General features: G+C 35.6%; 15 protein-coding genes. All 15 read right to left on the minus strand.

Going from position 1 to position 17,782, the window contains the following annotated elements; all coding sequences use genetic code 11:
- Nucleotides 1-9: 9 nt before the first annotated feature.
- The 15 genes from ACVRZD_RS06875 to ACVRZD_RS06945 all read right to left on the minus strand — a co-directional run bounded on the left by ACVRZD_RS06875 (nucleotide 10) and on the right by ACVRZD_RS06945 (nucleotide 17,769).
- Nucleotides 10-1,077 (minus strand): PTS sugar transporter subunit IIC, encoded by a 1,068-nt coding sequence (locus tag ACVRZD_RS06875; protein ID WP_198777470.1) that lies wholly within the window; start codon nucleotides 1,075-1,077, stop codon nucleotides 10-12.
- A gap of 135 nt (nucleotides 1,078-1,212) precedes the next feature.
- Nucleotides 1,213-2,205, minus strand: coding sequence for an NAD(P)/FAD-dependent oxidoreductase (locus tag ACVRZD_RS06880; protein ID WP_037625763.1), 993 nt, complete (start codon nucleotides 2,203-2,205; stop codon nucleotides 1,213-1,215).
- Nucleotides 2,186-2,935, minus strand: a complete 750-nt coding sequence (gene trmD / locus ACVRZD_RS06885; RefSeq protein WP_037625765.1) for a tRNA (guanosine(37)-N1)-methyltransferase TrmD — start codon at nucleotides 2,933-2,935, stop codon at nucleotides 2,186-2,188. Before trmD ends, ACVRZD_RS06880 begins: the two co-directional genes overlap by 20 nt.
- The gene (rimM, locus tag ACVRZD_RS06890; protein ID WP_037625767.1) at nucleotides 2,925-3,443 is read right to left on the minus strand and encodes a ribosome maturation factor RimM; all 519 of its coding nucleotides are present in this window, start codon (nucleotides 3,441-3,443) and stop codon (nucleotides 2,925-2,927) included. The genes trmD and rimM overlap by 11 nt, the downstream gene beginning before the upstream one ends.
- Nucleotides 3,444-3,570: 127 nt before the next feature.
- Complete coding sequence (locus ACVRZD_RS06895) at nucleotides 3,571-5,109, minus strand: glycosyltransferase (protein ID WP_037625769.1); 1,539 nt, start codon at nucleotides 5,107-5,109, stop codon at nucleotides 3,571-3,573.
- Nucleotides 5,096-6,373 carry a glycosyl transferase family 8 gene (locus ACVRZD_RS06900; protein ID WP_447450381.1) on the minus strand — a complete coding sequence of 426 codons (1,278 nt, stop codon included), beginning with the start codon at nucleotides 6,371-6,373 and terminating at the stop codon, nucleotides 5,096-5,098. The genes ACVRZD_RS06895 and ACVRZD_RS06900 overlap by 14 nt, the downstream gene beginning before the upstream one ends.
- A gap of 309 nt (nucleotides 6,374-6,682) precedes the next feature.
- Nucleotides 6,683-6,922 (minus strand): KH domain-containing protein, encoded by a 240-nt coding sequence (locus ACVRZD_RS06905; RefSeq protein WP_003104111.1) that lies wholly within the window; start codon nucleotides 6,920-6,922, stop codon nucleotides 6,683-6,685.
- A gap of 9 nt (nucleotides 6,923-6,931) precedes the next feature.
- The gene (gene rpsP, locus ACVRZD_RS06910) at nucleotides 6,932-7,204 is read right to left on the minus strand and encodes a 30S ribosomal protein S16 (RefSeq protein ID WP_037625776.1); all 273 of its coding nucleotides are present in this window, start codon (nucleotides 7,202-7,204) and stop codon (nucleotides 6,932-6,934) included.
- Nucleotides 7,205-7,578: 374 nt separating this feature from the next.
- Nucleotides 7,579-8,802, minus strand: coding sequence for an ABC transporter permease (locus ACVRZD_RS06915; RefSeq protein WP_037625778.1), 1,224 nt, complete (start codon nucleotides 8,800-8,802; stop codon nucleotides 7,579-7,581).
- Between the two features lie 9 nt (nucleotides 8,803-8,811).
- Nucleotides 8,812-9,522 carry an ABC transporter ATP-binding protein gene (locus tag ACVRZD_RS06920; protein WP_037625780.1) on the minus strand — a complete coding sequence of 237 codons (711 nt, stop codon included), beginning with the start codon at nucleotides 9,520-9,522 and terminating at the stop codon, nucleotides 8,812-8,814.
- The gene (locus ACVRZD_RS06925) at nucleotides 9,522-10,730 is read right to left on the minus strand and encodes an efflux RND transporter periplasmic adaptor subunit (protein ID WP_037625781.1); all 1,209 of its coding nucleotides are present in this window, start codon (nucleotides 10,728-10,730) and stop codon (nucleotides 9,522-9,524) included. Before ACVRZD_RS06925 ends, ACVRZD_RS06920 begins: the two co-directional genes overlap by 1 nt.
- A 185-nt stretch (nucleotides 10,731-10,915) precedes the next feature.
- Complete coding sequence (carB, locus tag ACVRZD_RS06930) at nucleotides 10,916-14,092, minus strand: carbamoyl-phosphate synthase large subunit (protein WP_037625783.1); 3,177 nt, start codon at nucleotides 14,090-14,092, stop codon at nucleotides 10,916-10,918.
- 339 nt (nucleotides 14,093-14,431) lie between these two features.
- Nucleotides 14,432-15,514 carry a carbamoyl phosphate synthase small subunit gene (locus ACVRZD_RS06935; RefSeq protein WP_037625785.1) on the minus strand — a complete coding sequence of 361 codons (1,083 nt, stop codon included), beginning with the start codon at nucleotides 15,512-15,514 and terminating at the stop codon, nucleotides 14,432-14,434.
- An 18-nt stretch (nucleotides 15,515-15,532) separates the two neighbouring features.
- Nucleotides 15,533-16,465: an aspartate carbamoyltransferase catalytic subunit gene (locus ACVRZD_RS06940; RefSeq protein WP_037625787.1), complete on the minus strand. Its 933-nt coding sequence runs from the start codon at nucleotides 16,463-16,465 to the stop codon at nucleotides 15,533-15,535.
- Between the two features lie 44 nt (nucleotides 16,466-16,509).
- Nucleotides 16,510-17,769 (minus strand): uracil-xanthine permease family protein, encoded by a 1,260-nt coding sequence (locus ACVRZD_RS06945; RefSeq protein ID WP_037625788.1) that lies wholly within the window; start codon nucleotides 17,767-17,769, stop codon nucleotides 16,510-16,512.
- Nucleotides 17,770-17,782: the final 13 nt, after the last annotated feature.

The following is a 17,782-nucleotide window of genomic DNA, read 5'->3' on the forward strand; positions in this document are numbered from 1 at the left end:
AATTTCCTCCTATTGTCCTTCGAATACAAAGATATCATCTTTGTAAAGTTTTAAGACGTCTTTACAGATTTTATGTGCTGCAAAAGCAACACCAAATGGAATGACTAACCAAGCTAGAATGATGATAAGGATATTGCTTCCACCTGCAAGTGATGCAATAGGTCCAACAGCACCTACCAAACCAAATCCAGACGAAGCTGGAGTTCCAACAAGATTAAACATTGGAATTGTTAATGAGCTAATTGCTGCTGTGATAAGCATTGGAATAGCCATAACCGGATGCTTAAGGAAGTTTGGCATCATCATTTTCATTGCTCCTAAGGCAATAGCAATTGGCACACCAGATTTGTTAACTTTAAGTGTAGCCCATACAAGAACAGCTGCTGTTGCTGCAATTCCCATTGAAGCGGCTCCAGCTGCTAGTCCATTTAATCCAATTGCTAAACCAATTGCAACCGTTGAAATTGGACTAACAATTAGGACTGCAAATGCCATTGCAATTAAGATTGACATTAGTACTGGTTGTAATGTAGTAAATGAGTTAATCCCTTTACCAATTAATGTTGTTACAAATGATACATATGGAAGTAATTTCCAACCGATGTAGCCAACACCTGTTCCAATGATAATTGGTAAGAGAATAATTGTAAGTGATCCGAATTTATTACCAAACCATTTTACTGCTAAAACAGCAAGACTGGCAGTAATCATCATGTTGATTAGGTCACCAATACCAACTAATTGGAAGCCACCTTTCCCAACAGCAGTAATAATTTCCGGATTAAATTTCCAAGCACCTGAACCAATATATGCTGCTCCACCAACAGCTAACTGTTGCATTGGATTGAATTTAAACTGTTGACCAATTAGGAAACCTGCCATGATTGGTGTGAAAAATTGGAAAACTGTAACAACATGTAAAAATTCAGCGGCTGTTGCATTAGGTAAAAGTGGTTTTAGAAAAGTTGCCAAGATAGCATTTGGTATAAGTGCTACTACAATCGCAGTTGCAGTTCCTGCCAAAACTTTATTAATAAAAGAGCTAAAAGTCTCTTTGTTTGTTTCTGTCATCTTCATGACCTCGCTTAATTTTATAGTGTGAAATCCATCACATTCACAATGTTAATTATATCACATGAAATATGGCGTGTCATAAGAAATTGCTATAGTTTCTATCGGATGTTTTTATAGTTTTATAAGTTTTTCTTATACTTAATCAATCAGTGATGTCGAATGAACTATGCGATTATCACGTTCAGGATAAATATATTGAATAGCTTGATTGACTGCTGTCGGTGCTTCGCCAAATCCAGTAGCAATTAAATCAACTTTTCCCAGATATTGTGCTGAGTCACCTATTGCATAGACCCCTTCTTGACTAGTTTCAAACAAAGTAGAGACATTTATACTAGTTCGTTTATAATCCAGGTTCCAATTCTTCAAATTTTTATTAGAAGTTGAAAAGCCATAAGACACTATCAAAGCGTCTAAATCTAAAGTCTTTGTTTCTTCTTCTTTGACTTTCTGAATCACTAATTTATTAGCTAAGCCATTGTCACCTTCAACAGCAATTGGGATGAAAGGTGTCATTATGTCAACTCCAGACGCCTTCAATAGTTCCACACTATGTTCATGAGCTCTAAATGCTTCACGACGATGAACAATTGTCACTTTCTCTGCAAGTCCATATAAGGCTAAAGCCCAGTCTACCGCTGAATCTCCACCACCACAGATAACCACTTTTTTACCTGAAAATTGATCTAATTTGTGGACATTATAAAAAATATTGTGATCTGAAAAAACTTCCTCATTTGCTAAACCAAGTGTTTTAGGTGCAAAAGCGCCATTACCACAAGCAATAATAATTGATTTACTATAGTGCATGCCTTTATTGGTGGTAACGTGGAAGGTTGATTCAACCTTTTCAAATGACAAGACTTCTTCTTTCAAAGAAACTGTTAAACGATCATCAAATCGACTAACCTGTTTAATCAAATTATCAGTCAGTTCAGCACCAGTAATTGCTGGATAGGCTGGGATATCATAAATGACTTTTTCAGGATATAAAATAGCAGGTTGTCCACCTAATTCAGATAGACTCTCAATAATTTCAACAGTCATTCCTCGCAACCCTGCATAAAAAGCCGTAAATAGTCCAACTGGACCACCACCAATTATCGTAATATCATAAACCTTTTTTGTCATTCATTACTCCTTCAGGCTCTTCTCTTTTAATCTTTTCAAAAATTTTAGTTTCTTCTTCCGAAAACTGATAAACTTCCAACATATCTGGTCTTCTTAGATACGTTTTCCGGATACTTTCTTCCAATCGCCAAAGGCGGATATTCTCATGATGTCCACTCATTAAAACATCGGGCACAGTCATCCCACGAAAATCATATGGGCGTGTATATTGCGGATACTCCAAAAGACCCGATGAAAATGAATCATCTTGATGACTGGCCTCTTTTCCAATCACATTTGGAATTAATCTGACGGTCGCATCAATCATGGTCATGGCAGCTAACTCACCACCCGTTAATACAAAATCACCTAGTGAAACCTCATCTGTCACCAATTCCTTGATCCGCTCATCATAGCCTTCATAGTGACCACAGATAAAAATTAATTCATCCTCATTTGCTAGTTCCTCAGCATAGGCTTGGTCAAAGGTTCTACCGGCTGGATCTAACAAAATCACGCGCGGCTTATTAGCATTTATCTTATCAAGAGTATCATAAATGGGCTGTGCTCTTAACAACATCCCTTGACCACCGCCATAAGGCTCATCATCTACATGACGAGCCTTTTGCGCATTCTGTCTAAAATTATGATAGTTGATATCCAATAATCCTTTTTCACTGGCTTTGCCAACAATTGAAGCTTCTAGTGGTGCAAACATTTCAGGAAAAAGGGTTAATATATCAATTTTCATCGTCCAATCCTTCCATAATCTCAACATCAACACGATTAGCAGCTAAATTAACATTAAGAATGACTGGTGGAATGTAGGGTAATAATAAATCTTTTTTGCCTTTACGTTTAACCACCCAGACATCATTTGCCCCAGGCTGAAGGATTTCTTTGACCTGACCAATTAAGGTATCTTCTTCATAAACATCTAGACCGATGATTTCATGGTAGTAGAATTCGTCTTCATCAAGTTCTGTCAACTTATCTTCTGAGATTTTTAGTATAAAACCTTTGAATTTTTCTACCTTATTGATATGATACATATCTTTAAATTTAACAATATCAAAGTTTTTCTGTTTACGATGACTGACAATTTCAACATCCTGAACAAAATTATTTTTATCATCAAACAGGGCTAAAAGATTGCCTTTTTGAAAACGTTCGTCAGTAAAATCACTGACAGATAAAACTCTCAATTCACCTTGTAAGCCTTGGGTATTAACAATTTTACCGACATTAAAGTATTCCATTGTAACTCCTATTGGTATCTTTTTAGAAGAAGTATAACTATCATGTGCTGCTCCTTCAAATACGTATTTATCTATTTTATCATGATATAGCAGAATTTGCATTATATCAGAGAAAGTTCCCCTTACCTCACTTTGTAACCTGCAACAAATTTAGCCAAGCTGCCTTCACTTTATCTTTTGTAAAACGTTTGGCAATTTCAGATGACTTATCATTAAAAGATTGCCGTTCGATTTCGGTCAATTTAAAATAGCTAATCATTTTTTCCGCCAATGCTTCGATAGTAACTTGTTGGTCTCCAAGATGATCATAATCAACTAAATAGCCATTAGCGCCATTTTCAATAAAGGTTGGGTTGCCATAGGGGACATTTAAGCCAATCATCGCTAACCCATGCGAAATCGCTTCTAATAAACTTAACCCAAAACTTTCTCTAGGAGAGGCAGAAACATAAAGCTCATATTGTGGGTAAATTTTGTTTAAATCAAGATGACCTTTTAAGAAAATATAATCTTGGGCTTTTTGTTCTGTAATCATTCTTTCTAACCTTGCCTCCTCATGACCCCGACCATAAATACTAAACTCTAACTGAGGAATTTCTTTTTTTGCTAAAATCGCTGCGCTGACCAGCAAGTCCACTCGCTTACCTAAGTATAAACGTGATGCAGTCATCATAGAAAAAGGCTGACGCTGACGATTCAGTGACTCTTTTATTTCAACACTTCCGACTGGAATAACTTTAATGGTTGGGGTCACCCCAGTTTCATTAATGACTGTTTCAGCAAAATTTATCTTTTGAAGTTCAGTGGACGTAACAAAATAATCAATTAAGTGCGCATTTCTAATAATGTAATAGTACTCATAGTTAAGGTAGAGATAACTTGGATCATAATTCTTAGGAAAAAAATGTTCAGAATGAATCATAGCTACTAATTTTGCTGGTCCCTTATGCTTCATTAGAACTTGCGCAAAAGACATATCTGCACTACGATCCATTATTAACGTGTCATGTTTTGATAACTTAAGATTAGTGACAAACTCCTCTACTAAATCAAACTTCGTTAAACGTTTGGTTTGATTGGCAAAAATATAGTAGGGATTCTCACTGGCCAAGTTTTCTTCAAAGACAATCTGACCTTCTCGATTATAAAAATTAACTTTATAAGTTGAGGCAGATAAGGTATTATTAATTAATTTAGGATGATAGTATTTACTAAATAATTTTCGATTCGTATAAAAGTCACGTCTAATTAGATTGCCATCAAGAAAAATGGCAACTGAACTAACAATATCCGAACTAGGATTTTTAAAAGAAAAATTGATTCCATAGTGGTTATTGCCAATATTAGTATAAGCTTTGACATCATTTACCCACTCAAACTGTTGGTCATCCATAATCTCGGGATAAAAGGCCTTGACCTCATCAAAACTGAGTTGGGGAATTAAACTAACATCATCTAGATAAGATAGATGCAGTGATTTCAGCTCCTCTTCTTTCAAGCCAACATCTTCTAGGTAAAATTTGATATATTCCCATTCCGGAGCCTCTGTAAAAATAAAATAACTCTCTTGATGAAGATCTCTAAATAATTTTGCGCGATACCCCTGAGCATAGTCAACACCGGACGGTAGATAACCTACCAATAAATTAAAATTATATATCGTCATTGCTATCTCCCAAATAAGCTACTGCTTTATCTTTGCTTACATAACAAAAAGGTATTTGTGACTTTTGAAAAGCACTAATCATATCAGATAACTCTTTATTACTTGTTACAGATTTTATATAAGTAATCAACTCATGCATTTGATGAGACTCAAATATACTTCCTGGATAATAATAATGTGGATGGTGAGCTGTTACTTTGAAAGATAAAATAGGAATGTCTTTCAGAATGGCTCTAGAAATTATGTGATCTACTTCGTAAAGATGGTTGACATCTAAATACACATGTGTCTGCTCTAAATTTTTTTCAACCTCTTCTTGTGTCATTTCTGCAAACACAGTGACATTATCATACCGACCTAAGCCTAAAAATTTATCCGACACTTCTGTTCTTGCACCTATTCTAAAGTGGTAATCAGGTAAATGTAGTATTAATTGATCAATCATCTCCAGACAATCACTGGCAGATAAAATAAATAGCGACTTATCTATTCTTGTATTAGTTTGGGGGCTAAAAACTTTTACGTAGGATTCTGATTGCGCCTGACTGGTATGACTGAAATCAATAATCTTACCAAGTTTATTTTCTTCGTTTATCAAATAATCAAATCGTTTTCCTTCACCACAATTTAAGAAATCCATTTGTTCTTCGCTATCACTCAGCAAACTATCATCAACAGTTATGACCTTATCACTATTACCTTCCAATTGCAGATAAGTCCTTAATAAAGACAACCTTGAAGGGTAAAATCCTGCAAGTTGGGATTGATCACCAATGATAATTCCCTTGCCACCTGGGATAGTCTGTGCAAACTCTTTTCCTTCTTTATCATAATAAAAGGTCGCCAAAGCTTGATTATCTTCATAATACTCTTTCGAATAAAGAAAGCCAAATTGGTTATAGGTTTCCTTATAAGAAATATCACCTGTGTCAGTTAGCCAAGTAATCGTATGAACCATTCTGTTTTCAATCGGATCACTAAAATCAATGATTGCTTTTTTTTGCCCCCAGAAGGTAATTCTTCCCTGAAGACCACCTTCTAAAGTAACTTCCCAGAAATCTGGCAATTTCAAACGATTATAGTAAATAGATGCTTGTTTTTGATGGTGATCAATTCCAGCAATTAACATCATCAATGATTCAGTTTCGTCTTCTAAAAAACCGTTATCGCTCAATATGATTGTTCGTTTAATTTTCTTAAAATCATCAGATAAGGTTTCTTTCAATACTGAAAGATTTTTTCCATCAGTGTCAATAATAATCATATGTACCCCAACATTTTCTCTCATTCTTACTTATTATACTATAGATTATTAGCAACTTCCTGTCTTAAATGACTTATAAATAAAAATACTTGAAGATAGTCATTTAAATTTGAGGTATTAATAGTTGATTTGACAATAATGTGATAGCCAATTCAGACATTCATTATGGTATGATTCGTTCAAGTTATAAAAAAATGATAAGAAAAAACAAGATAGCATTCGTAATGAGAGAATACTATCTTGTTCATTTTTATTTGAGGTTAGACAATTGCCATTACCTCTTTTGCTATTCTAAAATAGAGTTAGACATTATTTTTCGTCAATAACTAGTCTAACTTTCTTACCTTGTGTTGGAACCGAATAAACAATCGATCTTATCGCAGTAATGGTACGACCTTTTTTCCCGATTACACGACCGATGTCTTGAGCATCCAAGTCAAGATGATACTCCAAAAATTCTGGTGTATCTTCAATTTTGATGGTAAGATTGTCTGGATGTGAAATCAAAGGTTTCACAATGGCGATAATAAGATTTTCAATGGTATCCATAGGCTTTTATTATTTTGAGAATTTTTGCTCGTGGAATTTAGTCATAACTCCAGCTTTTGAAAGAATATTGCGTACAGTATCAGAAGGTTGTGCGCCTTTTGACATCCAGTCAAGAATACGATCTTCTTTAAGTGTTACTTGATTTTCAGCAACTAATGGATTGTATGTTCCAACAGTTTCGATAAAGCGTCCATCACGTGGTGCACGTGAATCTGCAACATTGATACGGTAGAAAGGTTTTTTCTTAGAACCCATACGAGTTAAACGGATTTTTACTGCCATTTTATTAAGTCTCTTTTCTTTTTTCTTTTTATATTTACAAGAAGAACTCTTTGCACTTCTTACTCTACTTAGTATATCTTAAGGCATTCATTCTGTCAAGTTTTTTTCTTGACAGTTTTGATAAAGATTTTCTCCGTATAAAATAGCTCGCTAAGAAAATAAATGAATTAAAAAGCCTCCACCATAAATCCAAAAATAGCTATAAGAATAATATTGCCCCTATAATAACTTGATATTTTATTAGTTCTGATAAGGCTTTGGGATTATTAATAGCCTCAAGTTTGTCAATCAGAAAAAAAGACAATTGACAAAATAATAGAAACTGTTCCAATAATCCGAAAAATTTTCTTTAACAACTATGGCTAATGCCAAATTTATTCATAACGTAAGGCCTCAATTGGGTTTAATTTACTTGCTTTATTTGCAGGAAGTAAACCAAAGATAATTCCAATTGTAGCTGAGAAAACTATAGCAATAACTGCAACATTAAGTGATACTGAGGCATTTTTTAGATGCATAGCATTTCCCAGTCCACCAACTGTAATATAAGCAAGTATTAAACCAATCATCCCACCTAAAATCGTCAGAACAATTGATTCAATTAAAAATTGTGTAAGAACCTTCATCCGTGTTGCCCCCAAAGCCTTACGAAGTCCAATTTCTCTAGTTCTTTCAGTCACAGAAACAAGCATAATATTCATAACACCTATTCCCCCAACCAATAGTGAAATGCCTGCAATAGAACCTATTACGGTAGTCATTATACCAAATTGTTGATCGATTTTTTTAACAATCTGACTGGTATCTGGAATTGTATATTTGCCATTTTTCACATGAGATAAACGCGTTAACATTTTTGCAGCTTGGCGACCAATGATAATACTTCTTTGGATATCAGAGACATGAATATGGATAGTTCCAACTTCATTAACATTGAACTCTGATGCAACTTGTGTATTTGCCATTACTGCTCCGCCAGTTGTCATACCTGACATTGAAACAGTTTGCATATCCGTTTTGTAAACACCTACAACTAAGTAGTCCTTTGATTCAATGCTAACAACCTTATTAATAGCATCTTTATAATTCCCCTTACCGAATAACTCATCTGATAAGGCCGTATCAATTAATATAATACGTGAAAAATTTTTATAGTCATTATCATTCAGTGTTCGCCCTGCTTGAATGTGATACTTCTTGATGTTGAAATAATCTTTACTGGCACCAGTAATATTGACATTCTTCATTTTTTTCTTATTATAAGAAATCGTAGATGTTGTATTATTCATAACATAATATGAATCAACGCCATCGACATCTCGCACAACTTGCTCTAGCCATTCTGTTTTTACATCTTCAGTATTTTCTTTAATATTATAAACGGCATAAGGATCGTCTACATCAGCATTCGATTTAAAATAAATTTGAACTTCTTTTTCTTTATTTGAAAAAGAATCGGTCACACTTTTTTTCATAGCATTTCCAAGTCCCATAATAATAACAACAGCTGATACTCCGATAATAATACCTAGCATTGTTAAAAGTGACCTAAGTTTGTGCCCCCAGATTGAACTAAGAGCAAATTTCCAGTTTTCCATTTGTTCCTCCTATTCAATACGGACGCTTTCTGTAGTATCAGCTGTGATTTCGCCATCTCTGATAACAATTTTACGAGTTGCAAAATCAGCTATATCCGGTTCATGTGTAACCATAATAATGGTTTTACCTTCCTTGTTTAACTCTGTTAGTAAGGTCATAATTTGCTCACCCGTTTTAGTATCTAATGCTCCAGTTGGTTCGTCAGCTAAAATAATCGATGGGCTATTTACTAATGCTCTGGCTATAGCAACTCTTTGCTTTTGACCTCCTGATAATTCAGAAGGTAAATGTTTCATGCGACTAGATAATTCAACTTTATCCAAAAATTGCTTTGCTAATTCTTTACGTTTTGATAATCCAACTCCAGCATAAATTAAAGGAAGTTCTACATTTTGTAAGGCTGTTAATTTAGATAATAGAAAAAATTGTTGAAATACAAAACCAATTTCTTCATTTCTAACCTGAGCTAACCTACGATCATTTAACTTTTCAACAGCAGTTCCATTTAATTGATAATCCCCTTTTGTTGGTCGATCCAACAATCCAATAATATTCATCAAAGTTGATTTCCCAGACCCAGAAGGACCCATTATAGCAAGAAATTCGCCTTCAGATACTGTTAAGTTTATCCCTTTAAGAACCTGCAATTCTTGATCACCGTTTTTATAACTTTTTACAATATCCTTCAACTGAATTAATATGTTTTTTTCTTCAGTCACTATTTTGTCACCTCAGCTCCCTTATCTGAACCAGTGTCAACATTGTCTAATTTTTGGTTTTCTTTTATCTGTTTATCTGGATTCGTAATAACTAGTTGTCCAGCTTTAATACCAGTCAGGACTTCCTGGTGCTTCCCATCAGCATTTCCCAAAGTCACTTCTCTTTTTTTAACTTTGGATGTTGTATTATCATAAAGCCAAATATAAGATTTTTTTCCTTCACTAACAATTGCTGAGACAGGTACTAATAAGTGTTTAGAATTATTGACCACTTCTACTGACACTGAAAATCCTTGTTTCAAGTTTTCAAGTGGACTAGTGATATTAGCTTTAAATTCATAATTTGAAGCATTTGAAGTTGAAGTTTTTCCAGATCCAGATGTACCTTGATTCGATTGACTAGGATAATTGGAAATATAAGCAATTTTACCAGTCCATTCTTTTTCAGGATAGACTTTTGATTTTATTTTAACGTCCTGATCTTGTTTAATATTTGCCAAATCGTATTCAGTTAAGCTCCCCTTCACCTGCAGTTGACCTTCAGAAGCAACATGAACAATCGTTTGACTTTCTTTTGATGCAGGATTAATATCATTGTCAACCTCAACAACTGTACCATCTACGCTACTCACCACCACCGTCTGATTTAATGCATCCTGAGTTTTATTGACTTCAGCTTGTGCGTTTGCGTAGGCATCATTTAAATCTTGCAACTGTTGGTTGTAACTGGCATTAGATGAAGACGATGAACTGTTCCCTTGAACAGCGCCAGAACTTGAATCTTGGGATGTTTCGGCTTGAACCATAGGAACACCATAAGTTCTTAAATAATTAATTTGCCTTCCAACTTTATTTAGATTCCTAACAGCTGTATCATAGGCTGCCTGAGTTGTACTTGTATTATATTGTACAAGTTGTTGACCCTTTGTAACTTTATCACCCACTTTAACAGTAACTTCTGCTGTAGTCCCTCTTGAAGGGTCGTAATAAACATATTCTTCTGACTCAGCTTTTACTGTTCCAGACAACAGTGTCGATGAATTAACACTTCCTTCCTTTACATTTGCTGTAGAATAAGCTAATTTTTCATGACTAGTTTTACTTTGAAAATATAAGAAAGTACCAGTAATAATAAGGATAGCAATTACTCCGCCTGAAATAATTACCTGCAATTTTTTAGACATTTTTGTCTTTTTCGATCTAGACATAACGAAACTCCTATTTGTATTATTTTCATAAGACAAGTATATAATCATTTCAATAACCTGTCAAGCTATTAAAGACTCTTGAGTCTGTCCCACTCTCTTATTATAATAAAAATTGATGCTTAAATTCCTTACAAAACTGTAATAAAAACCATTTCTCAAATAGAAATGGTTTTTTGGGTTTGCAATCATATGGCACATGCTGAAAAGCCTCGACTGTCTAAAACTTTTAGCATTGCTTGGACTGTATCTAATGCAGTAAAGAGTGGAATACCTTGTTCAATAGCTGTACTTCGAATAATCTGACCATCCCTGCCAGCTTGACTTTGTTTGTCTACCGTATTGATAACACATTGAATCTTGCCTTGTCTCATTAGACTAGTAATGTCTTTTTGACTCTGACCTACTTTGGCTACTTTTGAAACATGCAATCCTTCTTTAAAAAAGAAATCCGCAGTGCCACTTGTTGCTAAAATGTGGTAGCCTAGACTATTAAATTTTTCAGCTAAATGTAATGCTTCATTTTTGTCTTCATCACTGATTGTAAAGACGATAGTCCCATAATCTTTCATATGAGAATAACTGGCTTCAAATGCTTTATATAAGGCTTTTTCAATTGTTAGGTCTGATCCCATGACTTCTCCTGTCGATTTCATTTCTGGTCCTAACAAACTATCTACTTTAGCCAATTTATTGAAAGAAAAGACTGGAGCTTTAATGTGAATAGTTGTCGTTTCTGGATACAATCCCTCTTGATAACCTAGCTGATTTAACGTTTGTCCTAAGATTAATTTAGTAGCCACCTTAGCCATCGGGATACCTGTCACTTTTGATAAAAACGGAACAGTTCGACTGGCTCTAGGATTTACTTCAATGACATACACGGTTTCTTTCTTAATAACAAATTGAATATTCATCATTCCAACACATTTCAGTCCGATTGCTAGCTTTTTGGTATAATCAACAATTTTGTCAATGACTGATTGACTTAAATGTTGTGGCGGATATACAGCCATAGAGTCACCTGAATGCACACCAGCACGTTCAATATGTTCCATAATCCCTGGTAGTAGAACTTCTTTTCCATCCGAGATTGCATCAACTTCACATTCTTTCCCAACAATATAAGAGTCAATTAAAACAGGGTATTCTGGACTAGCTTTTACAGCTGTTCTCATATAATTTCTTAGGTTTTCTTCATTATCAACAATCTCCATTGCACGACCACCTAAAACATATGATGGACGGACTAAGACTGGAAAACCAATTGTTTTTGCAACTTGCACAGCTTCTTCTTCATTTGTTGCTGTTTTCCCAGTTGGTTGTGGAATCCCAAGCTGACTTAAAACTTTCTCAAATAAATCACGATTTTCAGCTCGGTCTAGATCGTCAACCTGTGTTCCTAAAATAGTCACTCCTGCTCGTTCAAGATCAGCAGCCAAATTGATAGCCGTTTGCCCACCAAATTGAACTAAAACACCCTTTGGCTTCTCAAGGTCAATCACATGCATAACATCTTCAAAGGTCAATGGTTCAAAATACAATTTATCAGATATCGAAAAATCAGTTGACACAGTTTCCGGATTTGAGTTAATAATAATAGCTTCATAACCCGCTTCTTGAATTGCCTTTACGGAATGAACTGTCGCATAGTCAAATTCAACACCTTGACCAATACGAATTGGTCCCGAACCAAGCACAATAACTGATTCCTTTTCCGACTTATGGGATTCATTTTCCCACTCATAACTAGAGTAAAAATAGGGTGTTTCAGAAGCAAACTCAGCTGCACAAGTATCAACCATTTTATAGACAGGTATAATCTGATGAGCCAGTCGTAAGTTTCTAATCGCCTCTGGCGAATCGTTCCACAGATCAGCGATTATTCTATCAGAAAAGCCATATTTCTTGGCTAGTTTTAAGCTGTTAAGGTCCCCTTTTTGACCTGCTAGGTCTGTTTCAATTTCAAAGATATGTAATAATTTATCTAGGAAGAACAAGTCAATTTTTGTAAGCTCTGCAATTTCCTCAATCGAAATCCCTCGTCGGATAGCTTCTGAAATATAGAAAAGACGGTCATCTTGTGGTTTCACCATTTTTTCATAGAGCACTTCATCACTGACTTGACTTAATTCAGGCATAGCATTATGATAAACCCCAATCTCCAGTGAGCGACAGGCTTTTAAGAGTGCTTCTTCAAGATTGCGGCCAATTGCCATAACTTCTCCTGTTGCCTTCATCTGTGTTCCCAGACGGCGATCGCCATGTTCAAATTTATCAAAGGGAAAGCGAGGAATCTTAGCCACCACATAGTCGAGAGCTGGTTCAAACATAGCATAAGTTGTCCCTGTTACAGGGTTAATCATCTCATCAAGAGTTAATCCAACAGCAATTTTTGCTGCTAACTTAGCAATTGGATAGCCAGTCGCTTTTGAAGCTAATGCTGACGAACGTGAGACGCGAGGATTGACTTCAATCACATAATAGTTATAAGAATGTGGATCCAATGCCAATTGAACATTACACCCACCTTCAATTTTTAAGGCACGTATGATTTTTAGACTAGCATCACGCAACAATTGATGTTCCACATCAGACAAAGTCTGTGTCGGAGCAAAGACGATTGAGTCGCCTGTATGAATACCCACAGGATCAAAATTCTCCATATTACAAACAACCAATGCATTATCTGCAGCATCACGCATGACTTCGTATTCAATTTCTTTATAGCCAGCTATTGAGCGCTCAATTAAACATTGGGTAACAGGTGATAACTTTAAACCATTCTCAGCAACTTCTCGCAATTGTTCTTCATTAGAACACATCCCTCCACCTGTACCACCTAAGGTAAAAGCAGGTCTGACAATGATAGGGTAGCCAATCTGATTTGCAAAATCAATTGCTTCTTCAACCGTGTGAACTATTTCTGATTCAGGAATAGGTTGTTCCAAATCCTTCATTAACTGTTTAAATAAATCGCGATCTTCTGCTTGATCGATTGCTGATAATTTGGTGCCTAATAATTCAATATCTAATTCATCCAAAATCCCTGATTGTGACAATTCCATGGCCATATTAAGGCCCGTTTGCCCACCTAGTGTTGGCAATAAGGCATCAGGCCGTTCTTTGCGAATAATCCGACTCACAAATTCAAGTGTTATAGGTTCGATATACACTTTGTCAGCTATGTCTTTGTCAGTCATAATTGTAGCTGGATTTGAGTTTACTAAAATAACTTGGTAACCTTCTTCTCTCAAAGCTAAGCAAGCTTGAGTTCCCGCATAATCAAATTCTGCTGCTTGACCAATGATAATTGGACCTGAACCAATCACCATAATTTTGTTAATATCAGTACGTTTTGGCATATTTTAGATAGAGAGGGGAAATAGAAGCATTTCTTAAAATAAGAGGCTGGATAAAATATTCTCAGACTCTAATCTTTATATAGATTTATGTATGTAACGCAGTAGTTGAGTGGGCTCTAATACGTTGAAAATCAACTGCTATAGCCCTACTCAACTTTGCGGAGGTGGACGACAAAATCAAATTTCTACGAAATTACTGACTTTTGTCTCACTCTCTAACTTTCTTCTATTAATAACTCATATAATGATTTTTTGACATCTAAAGTAGTCTCCACAATCAGAAATCCCCTCTCCTACTCCTTTCTATTTCCTATCTCTCTGGATAGAATTAAATATTAGTTAGCTTTTTTCTAACTGAAAAGCATCAATCATTTCTAAAAATGTATCAAATAAGTAGGAAGCATCATGCGGCCCTGGGGCTGCATCTGGATGAAATTGCACTGAGAAGGCTGGATAATAACGATGTTTTACACCTTCAAGGGAGCCATCATTAATCTCTTCGTGCGTTATCATTAACTCTTCTGGTAAACTATCTCTTTCAACAGCATAACCATGATTTTGACTTGTAAAATCAATTCGTCCTGTAGCTATTTCTCGTACGGCATGGTTAAATCCACGATGACCAAAAGTCATTTTATAGGTTCTTGCACCATTTGCTAAACTAAACAGTTGGTGTCCCATACAAATTCCAAAGATTGGAACTTTTCCCTGAACACCTCTAATCATTTCAAGTGCCTGAGGCAAATCCTCTGGGTTTCCTGGTCCATTTGATAACATAAGCCCATCAGGGTTTAAAGCTAAAATTTCTTCGGCTGTTACATCAAATGGTACTACTGTTACATGACATTGTCTTTTAGCAAATTCTCTTAAAATCGAGTGCTTCAATCCAAAATCGACAAGAACAATATTTCTTCCAATTCCAGAGGATAGATAAGCTGACTTAGTCGAAACTTGTTCAATATTATTTGTAGGTAAAACTGTTGCCTTTAACTGATCTTTTAGATGGTCAAGTGAATCTCCCTCATCAGCTAAAGTAGCTTTCATCGTTCCGAAACGACGAATTATTTTAGTCAGGGCACGGGTATCAATGCCAGCAATACCGGGAATACCTTTAGCTTTTAAAAATTCATCTAATGTCATTTGTTGTCGCCAATTACTTGCACATCGACTAATCTCAGAAACAATGACACCCTTGCATGTCGGAACAATACTTTCGTAATCATCTCTGTTTACCCCATAATTACCTATTAAAGGGTAAGTAAAGGTCAAGAGTTGCCCGTTATAAGATTGGTCAGTAATTGACTCTTGATAACCTGTCATTCCTGTATTAAATACTATTTCACCAGTCACATCAATATCTGCGCCAATAGCAGAACCTTCAAAAATAGTTCCATCTTCTAAGAGTAATAGTCTTTTTGTCATTAGGCCCTCCTATGTTAATTACGCGTTATTTCTTCCATTCAAAATAGCTTCTATTATAGCCATTCTGACATAAACACCGTTTTCCATTTGAGCAACTATTCTTGCTTTAGGAGCTTCAACTAAACTATCCGCAATTTCAACTTCTCTATTAACCGGAGCCGGATGCATAATAATTGCTTGATTTTTTAATCGCTCATAGCGGCCTTCTGTCAAACCAAATTTTTCATGATATTCTTTCTTGGAAAATCCAGCCGTACCATCATGGCGTTCGTGTTGTACACGAAGTAACATTAAAACATCTAAGTCTTCAATAATCTCATCTATATCTTTATAAGTCCCATAGGCTTCAAATTCACTGGAATACCACTTTTCTGGCCCACAGAAGTAAACGTGAGCGCCAAGCCTTTGCAGAATTTGCATATTTGATTTTGCCACGCGAGAATGTGTCAAGTCACCTGCGATAGCCACTTTAAGACCATCGAAACGCCCAAATTCTTCATAAATTGTCATTAAATCAAGTAAGCACTGACTAGGGTGTTGGCCAGAACCATCGCCACCATTAATAATTGAGGTACTGATCGTTGGGCTCTCAATTAATTTTTTATAGTAATCAACTTCAGGGTGTCTGATGACACAAATATCAACTCCCAAAGCACTCATGGTCAAAACCGTATCATAAAGTGTCTCACCTTTATTAACGGAACTAGTATCTACGTTAAAATCGACTACTGGGAGCCCCATTTTTCGTTCCGCAACCTCAAATGATTTATGTGTTCTGGTAGAATTTTCAAAGAATAAATTTGTCGCAAAGAGATGACTATTATCTTTGAATTCAACCTTACCTAGTTTATACTGATAGCCACGGGTAATTAAACCTAAGACCTCATCATTAGTGAGTAATTCCATTGAAACTAAATGGTTAAGTGCTATTTGATTATTGATTACTGACATGATTTCCCCCTTTAATAAACTATGTTGCGACTATTTTTAGATGATTATTTTTCTGGTAATACTCTGTACAATATAATTCCAAGCAAAGTTGAGAAGGCCACTCCTGAAATTTGTAAGCCTTGTACTTGAAGCATCAATCCACCAATCCCAGATACCAAGATAACACTTGCAATCAAAAGATTTTTTTTATTATCCATATCAACTTTTGATTCAATTAGAATTTTTAAACCACTTGATGCAATAACTCCAAAGAGAGCAACGGATATCCCACCAATTACTGGTGAAGGAATTGATTGAATGAGGGCAGAAATTTTACCAACAAAGCTAAGTAGCGCAGCAATGACCGCTGCACCAGCGATAACATAAACTGAGAAAATTTTATTGAGGGCCATGACACCAATGTTTTCACCATATGATGTTACTGGAGGGGCACCTAAGAAACCTGCAATAATTTGAGCAAAGCCATCACCTGTAAGAGTTTTATCTAGACCTGGATCTTTAAAGTAGTCTCGATTTGTTAAGCTATTCAAGACCATGACATGACCAAAATGCTCTGTCATTGTTACAAAAGCAATCGGTGCCATTGTTAATATAGCACTTGGATAGAATTTGAAACCATAACTTAAGAAGGGAAGTGAAACCGATGGAATGCTAAGCCATTTGGCTTGTGAAACTGCAGTAAAGCTAATGATTTCTTGACCTGTAACCAGGCCAACTACTATTGCAAAAATATAACCAACTAGTAGCCCTAACAAGATTGGGATAATCGCCACTAAACCTTTACCATAGATATTAAAGAAAATAACTGCTAATAAGGTTACCATACCAATCAGTAAATAGAGTATGCTATATTTTCCATCTTTTAACATGACACTATTAACAGCTGTTGAAGCTAGACTTAATCCAATAACCATAACAATTGGACCTACAACAACCGGTGGTAATATCTTATCAATCCATTCATTACCAACTGATCGTACAATTAAGGCGACTGCAAAGTAAACAAGTCCACCAGTGATTGCTCCTTGTGCAACAGCTCCAATCCCATCTGTTTTCATCAACATCTGCATTGCAGCAATATAAGCAAAACTTGAACCCATATAGGCAGGAATCTTAAATTTCGTAACTGATAGATGAGCTAAGGTTCCAAGTCCACTTGATAATAAAGCAACAGAAGGATCAATGCCAACTAAAATTGGTACTAGTACTGTTGCTCCAAACATTGCAAATAAGTGTTGAAATGATAACCCAAACAAGATCCCTGCTTTTGGTACTTCTTCAACATCATAACTAATATCTTTCATTTTCTCTCCCTAT

The organism is Streptococcus hongkongensis, assembly GCF_053206145.1.